The 20,487-nt window shown below is 59.0% G+C and carries 16 protein-coding genes; 4 read left to right on the top strand and 12 right to left on the bottom strand.

Going from position 1 to position 20,487, the window contains the following annotated elements:
• The first annotated feature begins 6 nt into the window (after nt 1-6).
• Nucleotides 7-1,119, top strand: coding sequence for a discoidin domain-containing protein (locus HZB23_10575; protein MBI5845099.1), 1,113 nt, complete (start codon nt 7-9; stop codon nt 1,117-1,119).
• A gap of 23 nt (nt 1,120-1,142) precedes the next feature.
• On the opposite strand, the gene HZB23_10570 is transcribed toward HZB23_10575, so the two are convergent.
• The 5 genes from HZB23_10570 to HZB23_10550 all read right to left on the bottom strand — a co-directional run bounded on the left by HZB23_10570 (nt 1,143) and on the right by HZB23_10550 (nt 7,314).
• Nucleotides 1,143-1,802 (bottom strand): TetR/AcrR family transcriptional regulator, encoded by a 660-nt coding sequence (locus HZB23_10570; GenBank protein MBI5845098.1) that lies wholly within the window; start codon nt 1,800-1,802, stop codon nt 1,143-1,145.
• Nucleotides 1,803-1,911: 109 nt separating this feature from the next.
• A complete protein-coding gene (locus tag HZB23_10565; GenBank protein ID MBI5845097.1) occupies nt 1,912-2,916 on the bottom strand; it encodes an NAD-dependent epimerase/dehydratase family protein in 1,005 nt (334 codons plus the stop codon).
• A 355-nt stretch (nt 2,917-3,271) separates the two neighbouring features.
• A complete protein-coding gene (locus HZB23_10560) occupies nt 3,272-4,870 on the bottom strand; it encodes an NAD(P)/FAD-dependent oxidoreductase (protein ID MBI5845096.1) in 1,599 nt (532 codons plus the stop codon).
• A 3-nt stretch (nt 4,871-4,873) separates the two neighbouring features.
• Nucleotides 4,874-6,586, bottom strand: coding sequence for an NAD(P)/FAD-dependent oxidoreductase (locus HZB23_10555; GenBank protein MBI5845095.1), 1,713 nt, complete (start codon nt 6,584-6,586; stop codon nt 4,874-4,876).
• Nucleotides 6,587-6,966: 380 nt separating this feature from the next.
• Nucleotides 6,967-7,314 carry a hypothetical protein gene (locus HZB23_10550; protein MBI5845094.1) on the bottom strand — a complete coding sequence of 116 codons (348 nt, stop codon included), beginning with the start codon at nt 7,312-7,314 and terminating at the stop codon, nt 6,967-6,969.
• Nucleotides 7,315-8,008: 694 nt separating this feature from the next.
• On the opposite strand from HZB23_10550, the gene HZB23_10545 reads away from it, so the two are divergent.
• On the top strand, nt 8,009-8,551 hold the full coding sequence (locus tag HZB23_10545; protein ID MBI5845093.1) for a hypothetical protein: 543 nt from the start codon (nt 8,009-8,011) through the stop codon (nt 8,549-8,551).
• 21 nt (nt 8,552-8,572) lie between these two features.
• On the opposite strand, the gene HZB23_10540 is transcribed toward HZB23_10545, so the two are convergent.
• From HZB23_10540 to HZB23_10510, 7 genes are all read right to left on the bottom strand, one after another.
• Nucleotides 8,573-9,583 (bottom strand): glycosyltransferase family 2 protein, encoded by a 1,011-nt coding sequence (locus tag HZB23_10540; protein MBI5845092.1) that lies wholly within the window; start codon nt 9,581-9,583, stop codon nt 8,573-8,575.
• A 155-nt stretch (nt 9,584-9,738) separates the two neighbouring features.
• Complete coding sequence (locus HZB23_10535) at nt 9,739-11,151, bottom strand: radical SAM protein (protein ID MBI5845091.1); 1,413 nt, start codon at nt 11,149-11,151, stop codon at nt 9,739-9,741.
• A gap of 46 nt (nt 11,152-11,197) precedes the next feature.
• Nucleotides 11,198-12,862, bottom strand: a complete 1,665-nt coding sequence (locus HZB23_10530) for a tetratricopeptide repeat protein (GenBank protein ID MBI5845090.1) — start codon at nt 12,860-12,862, stop codon at nt 11,198-11,200.
• A 26-nt stretch (nt 12,863-12,888) separates the two neighbouring features.
• On the bottom strand, nt 12,889-13,266 hold the full coding sequence (locus HZB23_10525) for a type II toxin-antitoxin system VapC family toxin (GenBank protein MBI5845089.1): 378 nt from the start codon (nt 13,264-13,266) through the stop codon (nt 12,889-12,891).
• A complete protein-coding gene (locus HZB23_10520) occupies nt 13,256-13,528 on the bottom strand; it encodes a type II toxin-antitoxin system prevent-host-death family antitoxin (GenBank protein ID MBI5845088.1) in 273 nt (90 codons plus the stop codon). Before HZB23_10520 ends, HZB23_10525 begins: the two co-directional genes overlap by 11 nt.
• Nucleotides 13,529-13,791: 263 nt before the next feature.
• Nucleotides 13,792-14,253 carry a pyridoxamine 5'-phosphate oxidase family protein gene (locus tag HZB23_10515; GenBank protein MBI5845087.1) on the bottom strand — a complete coding sequence of 154 codons (462 nt, stop codon included), beginning with the start codon at nt 14,251-14,253 and terminating at the stop codon, nt 13,792-13,794.
• Nucleotides 14,250-17,012 carry a tetratricopeptide repeat protein gene (locus tag HZB23_10510; protein ID MBI5845086.1) on the bottom strand — a complete coding sequence of 921 codons (2,763 nt, stop codon included), beginning with the start codon at nt 17,010-17,012 and terminating at the stop codon, nt 14,250-14,252. The genes HZB23_10515 and HZB23_10510 overlap by 4 nt, the downstream gene beginning before the upstream one ends.
• A gap of 197 nt (nt 17,013-17,209) precedes the next feature.
• On the opposite strand from HZB23_10510, the gene HZB23_10505 reads away from it, so the two are divergent.
• The gene (locus HZB23_10505; GenBank protein ID MBI5845085.1) at nt 17,210-18,796 is read left to right on the top strand and encodes a tetratricopeptide repeat protein; all 1,587 of its coding nucleotides are present in this window, start codon (nt 17,210-17,212) and stop codon (nt 18,794-18,796) included.
• Between the two features lie 316 nt (nt 18,797-19,112).
• On the top strand, nt 19,113-20,318 hold the full coding sequence (locus tag HZB23_10500) for a FecR domain-containing protein (GenBank protein ID MBI5845084.1): 1,206 nt from the start codon (nt 19,113-19,115) through the stop codon (nt 20,316-20,318).
• Nucleotides 20,319-20,487: the final 169 nt, after the last annotated feature.

Genomic DNA, 20,487 nt, shown 5'->3' with positions numbered 1-20,487 from the left:
TCCATCATGAGGCGCTTTGTTTTCATCGCTCTGGCCATCGCCCTTGTCTTTTCCGCCGCGTCGGCGCACGCCCGCACCGAGGTCGTAAAAACCTACTGCATGTCTCTGGCCGGTTTCGGAGCCCGCGACATGGGCCAGGTCAAGACGGAGCTTCTGCTTGGCGCCAAGCGCCTTGCCGTGGCGGAGCTTTTCGGGGAGATGGTGAGCTCCCTCTCACGTGTGACGGATTTCACCCTGTCCCAAGACGAGGTCACGGCCCTCGGACAGGGCTACATAAGGCTGGCAGGCGACCCGCTGTATCAGAACGGGTTGAACTTCGGGGAGGTCTGCGTCACCATACGGGCCTACGCCGAGGACGAGGATTACAGGAAGATGCAGCCCCTCACCCTAAGCGGCAAAAAATGCGTGGCCGACCCGGACATGACCGCCGCCAAGCTGAAGGAATCGGCGATGGCCCTGGCGGTGAAAGACGCCCTGTTGCGGTACGAGCCGGGGCTGGAGGGCTTGAATCCCAGGAGGCTTTCCAGGCTCGCGCATCAGGTGAAGATAATCAGGTCGGGGTTTCTGCCTGAAACCGAGACCTATTGCGTGGAGTTCGAGGCCACCGTTTTTCCCGTGGAAATAGCCTCCTCGATCCATACCGCGCCCAAGCCCAACGAGGCCGTGCCCCTGATCCAGCCCCTTCCCAATTCGGCCCTTACGGCCTCCAGCGTGTACGCCAACGATTTCCCCAACTACGGGCCGCAAAACTCCAGGTTAAACGAGAAGACCACCTTTTCCAACTGGAGCGCGGGCGCAAACGACTCCAACCAGTGGCTTCAGGCGGACCTGTCGAAACCGGCGGTCATATACTCCGTGGCCACCAAGGGGCGGGCCGTCTCGTACTACCAGTGGGTGAAGGAATACAGGATTTCGTACAGCCTGGACGGGTCAACCTGGGCCTTTGTCGGCGCAGGCGGGACCCCGATGGTTTTTGTGGGCAACAGCGACCAGAACACCGAGGTGCGCCACAGCCTGCCCGAACCCATAACGGCGAGATACGTGCGTATTCACCCGGTTAGCTGGAACGAGCACATCACGCTTAGGTGGGAGCTTTGGGGAGCCTACGAGAAGGACTGATTTTTCGGACGGGTCGACAGCCCCTAATTGAGGCTTCCGGTCTGAAGCTGTGAGGAAAGGCCGTTCATGGTTCCCTGGGGCTGGTCCGCGTACATGCCGCGCCAGATGAGCCAGGCGGCCTTCCGGGCCATTGAATCCAGCGTCTGGCTGGAATAGACGGTCTGGCTTCCGGCCATGGAAAGAAGGATGATTCCCAGCACCGCGCCTATGAATATCCCCGCCGCCTCCCAGGGGTCGGTTGGGGCTATCACGTTCATTTCTATCGCCCTTTCCACCTGGCCCGCAACCATGCCGAGAATGCTGCGTTCAAGGCCCGCAAGGCGGCTTCTGATGCTCTCCGGGCAGTTGGCCACGATGTCCGGGGATGTTTCGGCGAAAAAGACCCTAAGGTAATCGCTGTTCTGGTGGGAAAACTCGAAAACCACCTCAAGAAGGCCGTTTATCACCTCCTCGATTCCGGCCTCCGCCTGATGCGCCTTGCGGAGCCGCTCCACCAGGATTTCCAGGCCCTCCACCCCAACGCTTATGAAAAGCGCGTCCTTGTTGTCGTAATCAAGATAGATGGTGCGCTTGCTGTAACCCGCGCGGGCCGCTATGGCGTCCATTGCCGTTCCGTGATACCCCTTTGTAAGGAATATCTCTCGCGCCGCGTCCAAAACTTTTTCCGCACGGGTCTTTTTCATACGAAAATCCAGTCGTTGTAGGTTGGGTGAATCCGGCCCGAAGGGCCGGATTCACCCAACATTTATCTTATGGCTGCATCCTGCTAAAACGCTGTCCGACCGGCCCTTTTCACGCGGCCTGGGACTTGAACTTTACATTTTTGGACCTGAACATGATCTCCACCGTCTCCCTTGTGGAGTACCGGAACCTGTAGCCAAGATCATTCACTATGCGCGAGTTGTCCACGAGCCACGGATAGCGCACGTAATCATAGAACGTGCCGGGCACCTTGGCAATGGGAAGTTTCAGTTTCCAGGTCCAGGAGAAAAGCCTCTGAAGGACCCAGTCAGGAAGCCCCATCACCGAACGGCCCGCAAGCTGGTGGATTTCCCTCATGCTCATGTGGTCTGCGGGAGCAAGGTTATAGGCCCCGCGCCCGTCGTGATCTATTATGTGGAGGATGGATCCCACAACGTCGTCCTCGTGAACGAACTGGATGGCGGTCTCGTGCTCGCTGGGCAAAAGCCCCAGGGGGAGCAGGAAGAGCCATGAGAGGTAGTTGTCCACGTGGGGGCCGTAGATCACCACCGGGCGCACGAGGCTAATGGTAATTTCCGGGTGCATGTCCATGAACTCGCCGCACATGCCCTCCACCACCGCCTTGTCGCGGGCGTAGGAAAAATGCGGATGCGGCCTTATGGGGTCGGTTTCCTTAAGCGGCACCGGGTTGTCGACAAAGGCGCCGTAGGCGGTTGCACTGCTTACGATGAGGGCCTTTTTGACCCCGGCCTCCTCTATCGCCTTCAAGGTGTTGCGGCTTCCGTCTATGTTTATGTGGCTCATCAGGGTCTCGTCCTGGATGGGGTTCAGGACAAAGGCCAGATGAATGAGGATGTCCGGCTTGACCTCTTTAACCCAGTCCACAAGCGACGGGTCGTTTATGTCCATCTTGCGGAATGTCCCCTTGGCGTACTTGGCCAGAGGGGTCTTGACGTCCATGCCGTAAAATTTTCCGCACCAGTCGGCCCGGTCAAGCTCGCGGCACAGGAGGCTTCCCACGTAGCCCGCCATGCCCGTCACGAACACGGTCTTTTTGCCGTCGGCGGCCTTTTTCCCGCTCTTTTTCGCTTCCATGAGTCATCTCCGAAGCACATTCAAGAGAGATTTTTTACGGGGCTCTATACTATTCGCAGCTTTGCGGTAGAATGAACAGGGAACTTTTACCCTGGGAGCGCGGGCGTCTCGCCCGCATTACGCTGCAAAAGCGGGCGAGACGCCCGCGCTCCCAGGAAAAACCGCCTTGCTGAGAATAGTTCAGAACCATGTTTTTTATTTTTCTCTTTCGGGTTTGCACCATGCTGAGGGCTTCGCGGGGTCGCCGCAGGCAAGGAAGATGGGCGCGGGCGGGGAGGAATAGTACAAACGGTACATTTCGACCCGCCCGCGCTCATCTGACGCAGCATCCGGCGATTCCCGCGAAGCCCTCCACCTACTCCATTACGCCGATACTGCGCGCATACTTCACCACTTCGGGAGCCTCCCACTTGCGCTCCATCCCAAGCTCCGAAAGGATGACGTTGGCCCCTATGTAGCCGGGGCCGCCGATTATCATTCCGCCCGGATAGACCGAGGCCCCGCATACGTAAAAATTCTCGATGGGGGTCCAGCACTGGGAGCAGGACGGGTTGGGCCGCGAGTAGCCCATCTGGAGCGGGGAATAAGCGCCCTGCTTGATGGAGCCCTTCACCATGTTTTTGATCTTCTTTTCGATGTAGGTGGGCGGATAGACCAGGGTGTTCAGAACGTCGAGATTCGGCGCGTACTCCTTCCACTGGGAGATGGCCTTTTTGGCGCAGTCCCATTTGATCTTGTCCCAGTCCTGGCTGTAAGGCGCGAGGCACTCGAAACGGCCTGAGGCGTTGCCTTCCGGGGCCATTATGGGGTCGTGGTTGGAGACAGTCGTTGTGTGGCCCATCAGGTGGTCCATGTCAAACTTGTTGTCTTCCAGGGCGTCTATGTGGTCACCTATCTCCTGGGTGGAGTCCGCGCCGAGGAAGGTCACCATTGCCTGGTTGGCGTCCGGGCAGTCCTCGCTTCCCAGATACCTGGGCGGCTCCGCAAGGGCCAGATGTGCGCCGAAGAGGCTGATCTTCTCCCACTCCCAGCGTTTTGCGCTCTCGGAAAGGTCCGGCGGGACCTCCTTTTCACCGAAGAAGTTTATGAAGTTCTGCTTCGGGTCAACGGTGGAGGCCACCACCCGGCTCTTGATTTCGGTGCCGTCCTCCAGAATCACGCCGCTGGCCTTTCCGCCCTGCATGAGGACTTTCGCCACAGGGGCGGAGTCCATTATGACGCAGCCTTCGGCGGTCACGGCCTTGTGCATGGCCGAACTTAGGCGGTGGGAGCCGCCGCAGACCAGGGCCGCGTTGGTCATGCGGTAAACGTAGAGCGGGAAGATGTAGCCAAGGGCCTGGAAGGGCGAAAGGCCCCACATGGAGTAGAGGTTCAGGACGGCGGCCTTTAAGGGGTCTTCTATGCCGTAGTATTCCAGCATCTCGATGGGCGGCATTTCCGCAATGTCGTTGAAGCGCCTGCCCACGTCATCCTTGGCCCGGTTTAATAGCTGCACCATCTCCAAGGGCGGAAGGGCCGGGACAAAGGTGTAGGGAATGAGAATCTTGTCGGAGAACTCCTTGAAATCGGCGTACATCTTGCGGAACTTCTCCGCCTGCTGCTTCCCCACCCGCTCGGTGAGATGAGCCACCGTGCGGTCCGTGTCCTTGTAGAAAAGAAGCGGCTTTTTGTCCTTGGTGATGACGGCGGTCTGGACCTCCGGGTAGATGAAGCGAAGTCCCCTGGTCTTCAGCTTGAAGTCGTCAACAACCGGCATGATTTCCGCCATCATGTGGTAAATGGCGTGGGGGTTGTACTTGAACCCGGCAAATTCCAGGGTGTCCAGGCCGCCGCCGGTTTCGTGGCGGGCTTCCAGAAGGCACACGGAAAGACCTGCGCGTGAGAGGTACGCGGCGCAGATGAGGCCGTTGGGGCCTGCTCCGATTATGGTTACGTCGAATTCCCGTTTTTGCATGGTTTATTTCACCCCCAGGTTGGTCGGAATGTTCTCCATGTTTTCCAGGTACCAAACGCAGGCCTTGGATGTCCACCAGTCCTGGTCCCTGACGCCCAGGTCCTCGCCCGCCTCGCAGGCGGCTATGTAGCCGGAGGAGAGCCAGGTTGTCCCGAATGGATGAATGGAGTTGGACAGGTAGAGGTTCTTGATGAAGGTGCGGCTTCCGCCGCCCACGCATACGCCCGGAACCGGCCTTTTTTCGTAGAACTGCTCCGGGATGACGCTCCCGCCAACCCAGTTGCCCTCTATGGCCGAGGGGTTGTTGCGCTGCATGTCAAGCGGAGTGTACAAAATGCGTTCGACGATGAGGTCCTTGAAGCCGGGAGCGTAGCGCTCGTAGGTGTCGGTCACCTCGTCGGCCATCTTCTCCTTTATCTTGTCCCAGGATTTCAGGCCGTCCAGCCTGCCGTGCTTCCACGAGATCGGGCAGGGCGGAACGTCGGTCCACACGAAGCTGGTGTGGCAGCCGGGGGGGGCCTGTGAGGGGTCGGCAAGGGTGGGGATGAAATAGTTGGCCATTATCTCGTCGTGTATGTGGCCGGAGACCAAAGACGAGTTGAAATGCTGGAGTTCCGCGCCGTTTTCGCCGCCGAAGTAGCCCATGGCGCACTTGCCAATTCCCGGATCGTAGGCCTCGGAGGCGAACCTGGGCTGGCCGTTTAGGGCGTAATAGACGCCGAAAAGGTTCTGTTCGGAGTAGCTGAACTTGGCTATCCTGTGGGCCATTTCCGGGCCTATGACGTCCGGGCCTATCATTTTAAGGAAGGTGGGGGCCACGGTGAGGTTTGAAATCACCTTCCGGGCCGTGATGGTTTCATTCGGATAGACCGCGTGCTCGGAAAGCACCACTCCCTTGGCCTCGCCGTTTTCCACGATGATTTTTTTTATGGGGCAGACCGGAAGAATTTTCACCCCGTAGCTGGTGCAGGCCTTCACCAAGGCGTGGGTCACCGCGTGGGAGCCGCCGCGCGTGAAGTGAACCGGTATGAAGGGGCCCGTAAGAAGGCTTAGGAAGGCCGTTCCCATGCTGCCCACAGTGCGGTGTATGGGGGGCATCCCGCTGATCCAGGCCAGAGACTCGATGAGGGTTTTCACGTGATCGGACTCGAAGAACCTGTCCATGGCCTCGAACCCGTTCATGTTGATGAGATCGTAGTAGCTCATGTCGATCCCGGCCTCCTTGTAGAAGGCCTCGGAGAACTTGGACATGGCCACCTCGTTTTCCCAGGATGGGGCCTGGAAAAGGTAGCTGTGGAGGGTATCCACGATGTCCTCTATGCGGGGAAGCAGGAACCCGGCGGCCCTTTCCATCAGGGCCAGGTCGGCGGCGGAGTGCCTTCCCCAGCTTTCCATGGTCCTCATTGGGTCCTGGCTCAAAAGGGCGTTTTTGCCGTCCTTGAAGGTCTTGCCGTAAACAATGTCCGTGGACGTGAACTCCAGCCCGAACTTGGGAAGGTCGAGGTCGCTCATGGCCGGGGACATGGCCGTGATGATCCAGGTGGCGTGCAGGTTGTGGATGAAGCCCGGAACTCCGGGTTCCGTGGTGTCGCAGTGCGCGCCGCATTCACCGCGCGCTTCCAGCACCAGGACCTTCAAACCCGCCCGGCCAAGGTACGCGGCTGTGGTGAGGCCGTTTATTCCCCCGCCCACCACGATGACATCGTAATCCGCCATAATGAACTGCCTCCTTTGATTGATAATCCAAACGATTTGTCACGGCGGGAGAGAGACCGGAAACCCAAGGCAACAGCTCACCGTCTCCCTCCCGCCGCGCCCCCGCCAACCCCCTTCCGGTGGTTTCTGGAAGGAGGCTGCCCAGGCAGGGAGAGTCAAAAAGCCCGAAAACCTCTTTTGATGAAAGGGGTACGGAAAGAATATCAGACGATCAACGGCCCGCTGAGCCGCGTTCAAAATCTTACACTGATGCACCGCTTGAAGCCTGGATAAAAACGATGAACACGTCGCGCGAGAAGCCAATGAGCAAGCGTACCAAAGGTACGTGGCGGAATTGGCTTCGCCGCACGACACAGCTGTTCGCGTTTTTAGACGGGCTTCTACGCGGCCCGACGGCGTTGCCTGTGCATCATCGAATCATACGCATGATTAACCTTGTCCTCCAGCTTCTCGCCTTCAGGGTCCGCGAAGCGCTTCCTGTTCCACAGGTAGCCGAAGAACTTGTGGGCGTTGTTGATCCCAAGGCGAAGAACCGACACGTTCATGAGCATTTTTATGAAGCCGGGGATGTCCTCCGGGGTCATGGTGATCTTGAACTCCCAGTTCACCGGGTCTTTCATGGTTCCGAAAACGATTACGTTATCTGTTCCGGGCTCCTTGGCGATTTTGTATTCGCGGAAGTCCATGGTGATTTCGGTTGTGCCGAGACCGCGTGACCAAAGTTTCATGGCCGTCTCCTTTTAAGGTGGGTTTATGTCGTTGAAGGCTTTTTGAGCCGCTGGAACTGTGTTTTTTACAATCGTCAAAATTTTTGGCGCTTTAAAAACCTTACCCGTTTCCGGGAAGGGCTTTATTTTGAGAAGCGATGCGTTCCGGCTTAAGAAAATGGTTTTGAGCTTGATTTGGATGTGTGTTCCCGTGGTCTCCGACGGTTACTCACCGACGGTTACTCACCATTAGTTACCTGCATAAATCTTGCCATAGTGCGTCATAAAAGATGAGGTAACCGGTGGTCTGTGGTCAATGGCCTGGAAATGAAGGAAAAATTCACTCAGAAAAAGACGGGGATGATGCCGGTTCAGCCTTGAGCCGGAAAGAACCGGAACCGGAAAATTGCGCACAAATGAACCACTTTGGGAACCGATCTTGCTGCCGATATTATAACATACTGATTATGAAGAAAAATTTATCTATTACCCAATTTGGGTCAAAATGGGGACTATAAATTGAATGACCCAATTTGGGTCAAATTTGCCCGATTTCGGGTTTTTGTGTGCAGGCGGGCGGAAAAGTGCGTCAAAATGCGCCTCCCCTGGGAGGCGTTCGGAATCAGGGGCTTGCCTTATGACCGGCCCGGCTGGTAAAAGCCTTTTTATCGGTTTTCGCGTTCCGCCCCCAAGGTTTTTGAAAGAAAGAACATCAATGCGCGCAAGGCTTTTCGTGTGTCTCTTTCTTGTTCCGGTTCTGGCTCTTGCGGTTTCCTTTTCCCTGGAGGCCCTCTTAAACGCGCGGCTAAGGGCGCCCATAACAAGGATGCACCCGGAGGCAACCTCCGCCGAGATTCAAAGGGTGAGCGTGCGGAATCTGTGCGCGAAGAAAATCCCCCAGCTAAGGGGCATCTGCGGAACGTACAGGAACATAAAGTGGATCAGATACGCGGCTTCGGGATTTATCGCAGCCGGGATTTTCGCCATCTGGTCGCTTTTGGCGGCCCAGAGGGCCGAAGATGAGAGACGCCGCAGGATTTCGGCAATTATGGCGAGGCTTCGCGTTCCGGCCCTCTGGGCGTACTGGCTCGGCCATTCCGCCCTGGCCATCGGCTCGCTTCATTACCTTGCGGTGGCCTTTTTCGACAGGCCGGAACCAGCCGTTATCGCAATAAGCCTTCTGGCGTCTCTCTCCGGCGCGGGCCTTATGGCCAGGAGTGTCAGCGGGGCAATGAAAGAGGCCTTCCGAGCGGATTGAGGCCCCCGGCGGGGGGATTCCTCACGGGCTTATTTCGCAGGGATCCTCATCAGGCCCCGTGGCCAGGGACTCGTCGTCACAGTCGAAAAGCAGGCACTCGCCCGCGTCCGCCACGTCCAGCACCAGGGCCTGGAGGACCGAGGCGAAACCCAGGAGGAGCGGCAGAAGGCCCAGAACCACAGTGCCCGTGGCTGCCGCCTGCCCGGTGGCCGCGCTCTCGTACCACGCCAGCCCGCCCCATATTCCCCCCCAGGCCATCAAGAGGAGCCCAAGGAAAAACAGAAGGGCGAAGGGCGACACGCTCCTGAACACGTATTTCTGGTAGACCCTGTAAAAAAACCCCCGCACCAGCTTTCCCGGAAAGGTCCTCAAGATGCTGGAAAGCTTCATGGAGCTTATTTCGTTTCCGTACCGGGCCGGGATGTAGATTTCCGCTATGCGCGCCCTCATGACGTTGAGGTTAATAAGCATGGAGTTTTCGAAAAAGTAGCCCCGGTCCAGGGCGTCCAGGTTGAGGCGGGAAAGCATCCTGCGGGTGATGAGAACGTAGCCGTTCTGCGGGTCGAATACGTTCCAGCAGCCGGAGGCGAACTTTGTGAGAAAGGTGAGGGCGATGCTGCCCCAAAGGCGCTTTTTGGGCATGGAGGGCAGGGCGTCCATGTGGCCGAAGCGGTTGGCTTTCACGTAGTCGCAGTTGTGCCTTACGGCGATTTTTGCGAAGGCGGGAAGAAGGGCCGGGTCCATCTGGCCGTCGGCGTCCACCTTGGCAACGAGGTCAGCCCCAAGTTCCAGGGCCTTTCTGAAACCGGTGATCATGGCCCCGCCCACGCCAAGGTTTTCCCCGTGGCGCAAAAGGATTATCCGGGGATCGGCGAGACCGGCCACCTTCTCGGAAAGCCCGTCCGGAGACGCGTCGTCCACCACTATTATATGGTCGACGCAGGACGGGACCGAGTCTATCACGATGTTTATGGCGGCTTCCGCCCGGAACGCCGGGATCACAACCGCAAGGGTCCTGTTTTCGATGGCCATGGCGTCAACCGGGATTCGTTGGGGTTAAAGGGTGGCGCGGTTCTGGACAAGTTTTCAGGGAGGCTGTTTTTCCTGGGAGCGCGGGCGTCCCGCCCGCATTGAACGGCAAAAGCGGGCGGGACGCCCGCGCTCCCGGAACCACCCAACCTACGGTACTAACCGCGCTTAATGAGAAAGGGCATGGCCTTCAAAAGCGCAGCGGCCCTTGAAAGGCCTGCGGGCGAAACGAAACTTCTCAGGTATCTGGCCACTATGCGGGGCCGCAGGTAAAATCGCCGGTAGAACTCCCTGTGCTTTTCCACCAGCGTTTCAGCCGTAAGGCCGTGGGGCACGAAGACCGGGGCCCACATGTTGTAGCGGGCAAGGTCGCTCCTGTCCAGGGTTCCGTAGTCTTCCGCGTTCGCGTACTGCTCGCTTCCGGGAAGGGGCGTGTTGATGGTGGCAACGATGTCCGAGAGGTCCATGGAAAGGGCCTCCCGGACGGTGCGCTCCATGCTCTCCGCAGTCTCGCCCGGATGCCCCAGCATGAAAAAGCCCTTGGTCTCTATTTTAAGCTCCGTGCACCAGGAAACCACCTGCCGGGCCTTTTCAAGGCTTATTTTCTTGCCGATCTTTTTGAGTATGGCCTCGTCCCCGGATTCTATGCCGAAGGAAACGTGCCAGAGCCCCTTTTCCTTCATGAAGCGCAGAAAGTCCCGGTCAACGGTGTTCACCCGGCTCATGCAGGTCCAGGGAAAACTGATCCCGCGCGCGTCCAGGATTTCAAAGAGCCTGTAAATGCGGCCCCTTTCGAGGGTGAAGGTATCGTCCACAAAGGCTATCTCGCGAACCCCGTAGCGGCGCACCAGGAGGGTGATCTCCGCCGCCATTGATTCCGCGCTGCGGAAACGCACCGCGCGCCCGAACACCGAGCGGTCGCAGAAGGTGCAACGCCCCGGGCAGCCCCGGCTCGTTATCACGTTGGCCACGGGCTTTTTCTTGTAGTTGCAGGGAGGCGGGTTGTAGAGGGCGAAATCCCCCAGAAGGTCGTAGGCCGGAAGGGGAAGATCGTCCAGGTTCTGCACGGGCAGGCGCTTTTTGGTGAGCGCGGCCCCGCCCTCCTTTGGGATCGAGAGCCCGTGAACGCCCGAAACGTCGCCGCCCTTTGACAGAACATCCAGAAGCTCGCAGAAGCTCGCCTCGCCCTCGCCAACGACTCCGAAATCGAAGGGGGAACCCGCCACGGCCTCGATCGGCGCGGCTGAAACGTGCGGCCCGCCCAGCACCCGAACCGCCCCCGGAAGAAGCTCCCTCACCCGCTCCGCCACCTCAAAGGCCCGCAGATAGGCCACCGTGGCGGCGGAGAAGCCCACCACGTCGGCCCTGAAAACGGCTGCCGCCTTTGCGGTTTCGGAGGATGTAAGCTCCCTTGCCGCCGCGTCCAGGACCCCCACCGTGTGCCCGGCGGCCCGCGCCGCCGCAGCCAGGCAGAAGACGCCCAGGGGAATCTGACGCCCGCCCGCCGCCCCGATGTCGGAGGAGTAGCGCTCGCGGTCGGTTATGGGGGGATAGATCAAAAAAACGCGCATGGGGTTTTTTCCGAAATGCTGTGGGCGGAGGCGAGTCCCGGCGGCCTCAACTGTCCGCCTTCCGGTCCCCGCCTTTTGCGCCTTCTTGTTTCGGGCCATTTTTCATCATTGAAAGGGCCACGGCAAGGTTTTTTTTGGCGGCCTCGTTTCCGGGCACGAGGGCCAGCACGTTTTTATAGCATTGAGCGGCCTTTTCAAGGTCGCCGGTTTTAAGAAGCACGTTTCCGAGGTTGAGCCAGGCCTTGGGGTGGTGGGGGTTAATTTTCAGGGAGATGGCATAGGAGCCCTTGGCCTTTTCAAATTCCTTTAGCGCCGCCCAGGCGTTTCCGAGATCATACCACACTCCGGGGGAGTCGTCCTTCAGCATCACCGAGCGGGACAGGGCCTTGGCCGCCTCAAGGGGGTTGTCCGCGTTTAAGAGGGCCATGCCGTAATTGGCGTGGGCGCGCGGGTTTTCCGGGGCCTTCTGAACGGTGTCGGCCCAGATTCCGACTTCAGTGGCGTAGTCACGGTTCCTGTGATGGGCCGAAAGGCCCAGGGCCAGGGCCGTTGCGGCCCACAGGCAGGCGAGGAGAGCCATGCGGAACCCTCTTTGGCCTGCCAGGCGAAAGGAGCCCAGGACGAAAAGGGACGTGAAGGCCGCCAGGGACAGGTACATGCGGTGCTCGAAGATGAGGTCCGGCACCGGGAAGAAACTTGAGGAAGGCCCAAGGGCCAGAAAGAACCAGGCTCCAGGAAGGCCCACCGGACTCCGCCTGAAAAGGGCGTAAGCGGTTGCGGCCAGGAGGGCCAGGAGGGCCAGCCCGTAAGGCCATGTTTTTGAAAGGGGCAGGGCGGCCCAGCCGTAATCCAGGCAAAGGCCCTGCGGCCAGACCGAAAGCTCCGCGTATCGCGCTATGGCCGAAGGCTGGGAGACGAGGTATTCCAGGGCTGAAAAGGTGCGCTCGTGGCCCGTGGCCGACCTGCCCGCTCCGAAGCCCGCCAGAAAAACCAGGAAGACCACGCCCAGGGCGAGCCCGGAATAGAGCCCGGGCGATTTCTTCAGGGCCTCCCCCGGCCTTTTTTCCGTCATAACCACATCGTAAAGAAAAATGAACAGGGGCGTTGCGATCATGACCTCCTTCACCCCGGCCCCCAGAAAGAACAGCGTGACGGCCCCGGCGTGCCATTTTTTGGGGCGCTCGGAAAAAAAGCCGCGCACGGCCATATAGACCGCGCCCAAAAAGAACATGCCCATGAGCGATTCGCACCGCTGGATCACGTAGGTCACGGCCTGGGTGTTCAAAGGATGCATTGCCCACAAAAGGGCGCAGAAAAAGGCGAGAAGGTCGGCCCGCCCGCCGAAGCGCCCGGAAAGCCTTGGCGAGAGAAGGCTTCTTCTTATGATTCCGAACAGGAACAGGGCCGCGATTATATGAACCCCGATGTTGAAAAGGTGGTAGCCCGAAGGGTCGAGACCCCCTGCGGCGTAGTTAAGGGCCAGGGTGAAATGGGCCACCGGACGCCTTGTTATGCCGGACAGGGGATGGGGGATGACGGAGTTTTTGGACAAAAGCGGCCCCCGGATGCCGGGGTTTTGTACGATGTTGCCGATGTCGTCGAAAATGAAGGGGGCGGAAAGCGTGTTGGAGTAAACCGCCGCCGTGAGCCCGGCCAGCAGGATGAAGGCCGCGTAAAGGCCCGCCCGCGACAGCGCCTGTTTTTTTTCCATCGGAATTGTTTCTTTCGCCCGGAGGGTCACTGCCTGAAAACCGCCACGTCCAGTGTGGGGATGATTTTGAAATGCCTCTGGTTGGCGGTGCAAAGGGTCTGGCCGTGGTGAACGGCGGTGGCGGCTATGAGGGCGTCGGCAACCGTTAGCCCGCTTTTTAAGGTGAACTGCTCGATGAAGGACGCGGCCCTTGTGCCGATGGACTCCGAAAGCGGAACGATATCGAAATCGAACCGCTTCAGAAGGTCCAGGATGGTTTTCAGCTCGCGCTTGTCGCGGACTCCTCGAAGCACTTCCATGTAGCTCACCACTGACAGGGACCGCAAGCCCTCGTTCTCCACAAGGGCCGCAGCCTTGGGGTTTCCCCTGAAAAACCAGATGAGGACATCGGAATCAAAGATCATGGTAGCGCTCTTTCCGAAGGTTCCGAACATAAGCCTCCACGTCCTCCATGTCTTTCCGGTCCTTCCACATTCCGAAGGCGGGATGCTTCATAATGGACTCAAGCTCGCTTTCCCCCGCTTTTTTTTCGGAGGCCTTTCCGTTGACCGGGGAAATGACGGCCTTGGGCCTTCCCCTGTAAGTCAGGGTGACGGTCTCGTTTCTTTCAATGGCGCTCAAAATCTCGCCCATCCTGTGCCGAAGATCGGTCATGGTGACTATCATGGCTACCTCCTATCAGCCCGTCTAAAAACGCGAACTGCTGTGTCACGCTTCAAAGCCAATTTCGGTCACGTACAAAAGCGTACGCTCCCTCATTGACTTTTCGCGTTCCTTGCATTTCATCGTTTTTATCCAGGCTTCATTTTTTGCTTTTTCGACGATCTGCTATGGCTATAGTCTGTTTCGTCCATTTGAATTATACATTTCATTAATGAGGATGTCAAGGGACACATTGAAGAAAGCCTGAAAACCGGGCGTTTCGGATTTCAGGACTTGCTCCTTTTTCCGGTCATGCTTTCTATCCGCACCTTTACCACGCAGGTCAGGGCCAGGCTTTTTTCGTCGTACTCGAAAGGAGGGGAAGCTCCGTAATGGGCCATGATGCAGTCGAGACCCAGGCGCCTTTCCGCCTCGTTATAAAGGATTTCCGCGACTCCTTCCCCCATCACGCTTTCAAAGCTTACAGAAAACCGGCAGGCGGGATTTCCCGGAAGAATCTCCGCCTTGGCCGTGGCCTCGAACCAGACCGCCGGGTTTTTCCGCAGGATGTCGATCTTCCTGCCCTCCCGCGCGCAATGGAAGAAAAGGGCCATGTCGCGGTATCCGAAGCAGAGCGGCACAAGGTAGGGCCGGTCTCCGTCGATCATGGCGAGCCTTAGGACCGGGCTCCTTCTTAAGATGTCCTCCATGTCGGATAAAAGCCCGACCTCCTTTTCAGCCTTTCTCACGACCCTCCCTCCTTTCCATCCATATCGGCCCGCACGTTCTTTTCACCTTCCGGTATGGATTCCGGCTTTTCTCCGGCTCTCCCAAGGGAGTTTAAGGGCGTCTCCATGAGCCTGTCCCGCGAAAAGCCCGCCCACACCGATTCCGGAAAATCCTTCATGGCGCGTATGAATTCCGTCCTCGCCTCCGTTGCCCGCCCCAGTTTCATGAGGCACAGGCCCCGGTGGTAGAGCATCTCCGCATCCCTTCTGCTTTCCGGGTATTCGGCCATGGCCTTGTCCAGGGCCTTTATGGTTTCCGCCCACTTCTCCTGCCTGTACCAGCACATGGCGTAGTGGTAGGCCGCCTCGTCAGAGATAAGGGTCTGGGGATGGCGCGAAAGGACCCCGGCGAATTCCTTTTTCGCGCCTTCCAGGTCCCCCCCGGTGAAAAGGGTTATGGCCCTGTTGAAGGGCTTGGCCGGGTACTCCGGGGCCAGGGGGAAGAGGAAGAAAACAGATGCCGCAAGGATCACAACTATGAGCGGAAGCGCGGCTTTCCAGGCGTGGCGGTCGAAGGCGGCCCCCAAGCCGTCCAGAAACCCCCTCCATGCCAGAAGCGAAACCAGAGCCGCCAGGATGGAGAGGACCAGCCCCCAGCGGTCAGCGGCGGTGGGGCCGTAGACCAGCTCCACTGTTTTCGATTCCGGGATCACCAGCATGAAGCCCGGCCCGGCAAGCCAGGGGCCAAGCGCCCCCTTTGCCAACCAGCCCCTGTGATGGGAGATTTTGACCAGAAGCGGCCTTCCCGGAACCGCGTTACGTATGATGACCCGTTCGTTCTGAACGCTTTCAGTGAGGGCGGAAAAATCCCCAGGGGCCGAAAGAAGCGCCGGAAGCCTCGCCGGGTCGCCCGAAAACCCCGTCACGAAGGAGCCTTTAACGGCCTCCCCCACGTCCTCCGCAAAGACCGGGATCACGGAAAGGTCGCCCATGCGGAACCACCTGTAGGCCCTCACCCTGAAATTTTCCGGCGACAGAAGCACGGGCCGGTGGACAAGGGGCTCCACGTAGCGGCCCGTGGCCCCCGCAACCTTGTAAATCCCGTACGGGCCCTCCTGGTCAACGCGGGTGAAGTCCGGGTGGCGCTCCAGGGCGTCGGCTGTCCTGTCTTCCGCCGAGACCAGGTACGAGGCGTTGAAAAGCCTTAAATGCTCCGCCCCCCGGTCGAGGTTGAAGCGGCTGTAGTTGTAGTCGGGTATGGGGGTGGAGGGCTTTTCGGATATTTCGCTCTGGAGATAGAAAATGAAGGGGACCGTGAGGCTTGCCTGGATGTAGACCCCCTCCAGGGTGCTCCTGCCGGAAAAATAGGGCATGGACTCGAAGGCCCGCACGGTCCCGGCCCTGTGATGGATCATGCTGTGCTCGTAGGCGGCCCTTGGGCTTTTCGCGTCGCCTTTCAGATACCGGTTGACCCCGGAATAGGCTGGCCACAGGGGCGCGGCCTGGAAGCCCTGGTAGTTGCCCTTTATCCACGAGCGGACGAATTTTTCGTGGCTGTCGGTCCAGAGAAAAATTCCAGCCACCACGGCCCCAAGGGCGAACAGGGCCGCGAGCCTGGGGCCTTTGAGAAAACGGAAAAAAAGCACCGGGGCGAGAATCAGGAAGAACTGGAAAAAGGGCAGGAATCGCACGTCCACCACCCGTGCCCGGTAGCCAAGGAAATAGAGCAAAAGCCCCCAGAAGGCCAGGAAGGCAAGGAAGGGGGCCGCAGGAGGCGCGTTTCCGGCGGGCGCGTCCCCGGTTTCACCGACCTTTCGCGCCTTACGCCGCCTTCCAAGGGCAAGCCCCCCCGCAAGGACGAAAAAGGCCAGCCCGGAAATGACGAAGGGACGTATAGAGGGCGGGAAGACCTCGTCAAAAACCTGCTTCCAGGAAAAGAAGAGCCACAGGATGTTGAAGCGGGTGGTGTCGGCAAGGTTGGCCAGAAGGGGCAGTATCCAGAATCCCATGAAACAGAAGGCAAGGGCGTGGATTTTGATGAGTATGGCCACGTTCCGCGAAAATCTTTTCGGGCTGAGCAGGAAAACGGCGGTGGCGGAGGCCGCGTACAAAAGGGCGTAGGCGTGGGCGAGGCCGGTTAAAGCCAGGACAAGGGCGCAAAGGACCACGCCCCGGCCCGTTTCCACCGTGCGCCACACAAGCCCAAGCCACAGGACGGCCAGGGAAAAGCCCAGGCTGTAGCAGAATTCCCCGGCCATGGTGGAGGCCACGTTGCCGCCCCACATGGAGTTGCCGCCCATGAACAGAAACACCAGGCTTAGGGCCGCGCCAGCAGCGGGTTCGGGAAAGGGCCTCCTTATGAGCCTTAAGAGCGCGTAGGCGCAGAAGGGCAGGAGAAAGGTTCCCAGGGCGGTTCCGGCCTTGAAGGCGGCCTCCAGGGGAAGGGCCGCGCAGAAAACCATCATGGCCAGAAATGGCAGGGGAAAATAATACTGCAAAAGGGGAAAGCCCGCGAAATTTCCCGGAAACCAGCCGGAAATCCTCCCCTGGGGAAGAAGAACGTCCTTTAAATATGCCGCAGTCTGGTAGTGGGAGGCCATGTCCCCGCCGGTGGCCACCACCGGGAGGAGGAGAAGCTCCGGCGTGAAGTAAGACAACAGGTACGCGGTGACGGCGATAAGGACGGCGAGGTCCGCCGCCGGTCCGTAAGCCGGGCCTGAGCCGTGTTCCGGGCCTTCCTTAAAAGACTTGACACTTGTGGCCGTACGATTTAAAATCATGCTAATGCCTCAAATTCAATGTGAATTTGTGTTTTTGGCTTAGGTCCGCCATGTTTACCGGGGCTCTTGGGGATTATTTTTCGGGTTACTTCCCGCCGCGTCGCAAATTAGCGGCCTCGCCCCGCCAAAGGGCCGGGGGCGCGGCTTTTCGATTTTTTCGGCATGGCGTCAAACTCTTGCCTCATTTCGGGGGTGGCATGAAAAGCATGGTCACCGGAAGTTCAAAACGTGCCCTTTTCGCGGCGCTCTTCCTTGTCGCGTCTCTTCTGGTCTTTAATGCGAATTTGGCCTTCGCGTCAATGGAGACCCTGGTGGACGGCGTGGAGGCCTTCGAGGAGCAAAAGTACGGCGAGGCCGAGGCCTTTTTCCAGAAGGCCCTGGCCGAGGAACCGGACAATTCCGAAATCCTTTATTACCTCGCCCTTGTTTACTCCAAAACAGGCCGTTCGGACAAGGCCGTGGAGACCCTGTCCGATCTTCTTTCGAAACATCCCGAAGAATACCGCAAGGCATATTTCGACATTGCCGCCATCCATTCGGCCCAGAACCGGCACCAAAAGGCCCTGGACGTGCTTAAAGAGGCAATGGCGGCGAAGCCCGACGATGCCCGGCCCTACCTGGAGGCCGCCGTTGTGGCCAAGAACATGGGCGACACCGACCAGGCCCTGATGTACGCCAAAAAGGCCGGGGAGATCGATCCGGCTGCCAAGGGCTCTTCCGAAAGCCTCATCGCCTCCATTTATTTCGAGCAGGAGGACTACGAGGCCGCAGAGGCCCTGCTCACCCAGATAGCGGCCCAGAACGCCCAGTCGCCCCTTGGCGAGAGCGCCAGGGCCTCGCTGAAGGCCGTGGCCCTGGCCAGGAAGTCCAAGAGGCCCTGGTTCGCCAATACCAGCTTCACCATAGGCTACGACGATAACGTGATCAACAAGCCCCTGGACCCCCAGGCGGGTATTTATCCCGAAGACAAGGACGACTGGTTCGAGACCCTCACCGCAACGGCCGGATTCACCGCGTACAACAAAAAGGGCGTTCGGAGCGGGTTTGGCCTTTCGATGAACGTTTTGGGCTACCACGACATGCCCCAGAACAACATTCTCGCCTACAACCCGTTCCTGTTTTTCGAGTCGCACAAGGCGAAGACCCACCTTCGCCTTCGCTACGATTTCAACTATTATTTAACGGGCGGCGAAAGCCAGTCCATCCACGACTACGGATGGCTCTTAACCTTCGACAGCTCCGACGACCGCCTGTCCACCCACAGGATAATGCCGGCGCTGGCCATCGAGGAGCCCCACGGCCTCATGACCGATGTTGCCCTGGCCTGGATGGCCAAGGACTATTTCGGCGTAACCGCCGACGCCGACGCGGCCCAGTTCTTCCTCACCCAGACCTGGCGGCCCGATCAGAACAAGTCCCTCACCTTCCGGGCGTCTTACTCCTACTATATGGAGGATTCCGAACAGAAGGAAAATTCCTATAATTATCATCAGATCGGCCTGGGGGCCTTCACCGGGCTTGCCATGGGTTTCGGCCTGGACGCATCCTACGCCTTTACGCGCACGGCTTACGACGACAACCCCATGATCTGGACAGGCTCCCGGAAGGACGGCTCGCATCGACTGACCCTGGCCGTCAATCGCAGGTTTTTCGATTTTGTCGACGCCAGCCTTTCATACACATATAACCAGAACGGCAGCAACGTGATCAACCTTGCAACCGGCGGCGACGATTACGAGTACCGCAAGAACATGCTGAGCCTCACCCTGTCGGCTGCTTTTTAAGTGTGACACATCTCGCACACGCGCTGTGGCCTTTCCCACATGAAAGGCTCAGGGGTTGTTTCCGAAAAAAATTTGTGGCACCGAGGTTGCGAATTCGCCCCGCCGACAAGGCGCGTCTCCTTGCGGCATACTTAACGTATTCCGCAAGGAGCGCAACACAGTCGGCGGGGATGAAGGCGCTACCGAATGCAAAAGTTTTTTTGGAAACAGCCCCTAATGCGTGTTAGGATGCATTATCGGAAATTTTGTCTGGACCAGCGCACGTAAGGGGCCTGGCGGAAAACGGCTTTTTTGGGACGCCCCAGAGGAGAGGGCCATGAAGACCGCAAGAATCGGGGTCGTGTTGCTGTTCGCGCTGGTTTTCGCGTTTTTGGCGGAAAATGCCGCAGCGGCAGAGAAAACCCTTGGGAAAATAAGCAGGATCGAAGGAAGCGCCATCATCGAGCGGGACGGGCGGAAACTCCCGGCCTCCCAGGGGATGGAGCTTTTCCCCAAGGACGTGGTGAAGACCGGCAGAAGGGCGCGCCTAAGGATCACCCTTGCCGACAACAGCGTGGTCACGGTGGAGGAGCGGAGCCACCTGGACCTTTCCAAATACTCCTTCGACCCCGACAAGAAGGAGCGCACGGCCTATTTCTCGATGCTTTCCGGCAAGGTGCGGATCTTCGCCAACCGCCTTGTGGGCTATCGGGAAAGAAGTTTCGACATCAAGACCCCCACGGCCATCTGCGGCGTGCGCGGAACCGTGTTCATGGTCTGGGTCGTCAACAACACCGTAACCGTGGTGTCCTGTTTCGATTCCCAGGTCCAGGTGTCGAACGTTTATAACCCCGATCAGTACGTGGTCTTGAATCCAGGCCTGAAAACCCAGATACTGGCCGGCGAGGCTCCCACCGTCCCGGTGCTCATGACCGAGGAGGAACTGGAGGAGTTCCGCGCCCAGGGCTTCACGGTGGAAGCCACCACAACGGAGGGGTCAACCACCGAGGCTTCAACAACCGAGGCTTCCACCACCGAGGCCACCACCACCGAGGCAACCACCACCACGTCCTCCACCAGCACGACAACCACCACGACGTCGTCCACAACGAGTTCCACGACAACCACCACCACAACGACGACGACAACCACCACGACCACCACAACCGAGCCGACGACGACCACGGAGCCGACCACCACAACCGAGCCGACGACGACCACGGAGCCGACAAGCACCACAACCACAACGACCACCACCACAACGACCACGGAGCCGACCACCACCACGGAGCCGACGTCCACAACGGAGCCGACCACCACCACGGAGCCGACGTCCACAACGGCGCCCACAAGCACCACGGCCCCGACATCAACGACGGAGCCGACCACGACGACGACGACTACCACCACCACCACGACCACCACCACAACGACGACGACGACAACCACAACGACAACCACCAGCACCAGCACCACGACAACCAGCACCACGACGTTCCCGCCTTTGCCGGGGCCGCCGGGGCTGCCGGGGTTGCCGGGGTAAGGATCGAGCGACATAACTGAATCAGCCGGAGGGTTCCGCAAGCGCCGTTTCGGCGCCCGGAACCCTTTCATTATAGTGGCCCGGATTATTTCTTGCGCCAGACAGGCGCGGAATGCTTCGGGCGCTCATATAAATCGAAAAAAAAGACCGCACCGCGCTTCACAAGGGA

Source organism: Deltaproteobacteria bacterium (genome assembly GCA_016235345.1).
In the GTDB taxonomy this organism is placed as follows: Bacteria; Desulfobacterota; Desulfobacteria; order Desulfobacterales; family Desulfatibacillaceae; genus JACRLG01.
This window is presented reverse-complemented; position numbering and strand designations above follow the sequence as displayed.

Bases quoted from the DNA above. Each gene is read 5' to 3' on its own strand.
- HZB23_10575 (MBI5845099.1), top strand. From the start codon at position 7: ATGAGGCGCTTTGTTTTCATCGCTCTGGCCATCGCCCTTGTCTTTTCC.
- HZB23_10570 (MBI5845098.1), bottom strand. From the start codon at position 1,802: ATGAAAAAGACCCGTGCGGAAAAAGTTTTGGACGCGGCGCGAGAGATA.
- HZB23_10565 (MBI5845097.1), bottom strand. From the start codon at position 2,916: ATGGAAGCGAAAAAGAGCGGGAAAAAGGCCGCCGACGGCAAAAAGACC.
- HZB23_10560 (MBI5845096.1), bottom strand. From the start codon at position 4,870: ATGCAAAAACGGGAATTCGACGTAACCATAATCGGAGCAGGCCCCAAC.
- HZB23_10555 (MBI5845095.1), bottom strand. From the start codon at position 6,586: ATGGCGGATTACGATGTCATCGTGGTGGGCGGGGGAATAAACGGCCTC.
- HZB23_10550 (MBI5845094.1), bottom strand. From the start codon at position 7,314: ATGAAACTTTGGTCACGCGGTCTCGGCACAACCGAAATCACCATGGAC.
- HZB23_10545 (MBI5845093.1), top strand. From the start codon at position 8,009: ATGCGCGCAAGGCTTTTCGTGTGTCTCTTTCTTGTTCCGGTTCTGGCT.
- HZB23_10540 (MBI5845092.1), bottom strand. From the start codon at position 9,583: ATGGCCATCGAAAACAGGACCCTTGCGGTTGTGATCCCGGCGTTCCGG.
- HZB23_10535 (MBI5845091.1), bottom strand. From the start codon at position 11,151: ATGCGCGTTTTTTTGATCTATCCCCCCATAACCGACCGCGAGCGCTAC.
- HZB23_10530 (MBI5845090.1), bottom strand. From the start codon at position 12,862: ATGGAAAAAAAACAGGCGCTGTCGCGGGCGGGCCTTTACGCGGCCTTC.
- HZB23_10525 (MBI5845089.1), bottom strand. From the start codon at position 13,266: ATGATCTTTGATTCCGATGTCCTCATCTGGTTTTTCAGGGGAAACCCC.
- HZB23_10520 (MBI5845088.1), bottom strand. From the start codon at position 13,528: ATGATAGTCACCATGACCGATCTTCGGCACAGGATGGGCGAGATTTTG.
- HZB23_10510 (MBI5845086.1), bottom strand. From the start codon at position 17,012: ATGATTTTAAATCGTACGGCCACAAGTGTCAAGTCTTTTAAGGAAGGC.
- HZB23_10505 (MBI5845085.1), top strand. From the start codon at position 17,210: ATGAAAAGCATGGTCACCGGAAGTTCAAAACGTGCCCTTTTCGCGGCG.
- HZB23_10500 (MBI5845084.1), top strand. From the start codon at position 19,113: ATGAAGACCGCAAGAATCGGGGTCGTGTTGCTGTTCGCGCTGGTTTTC.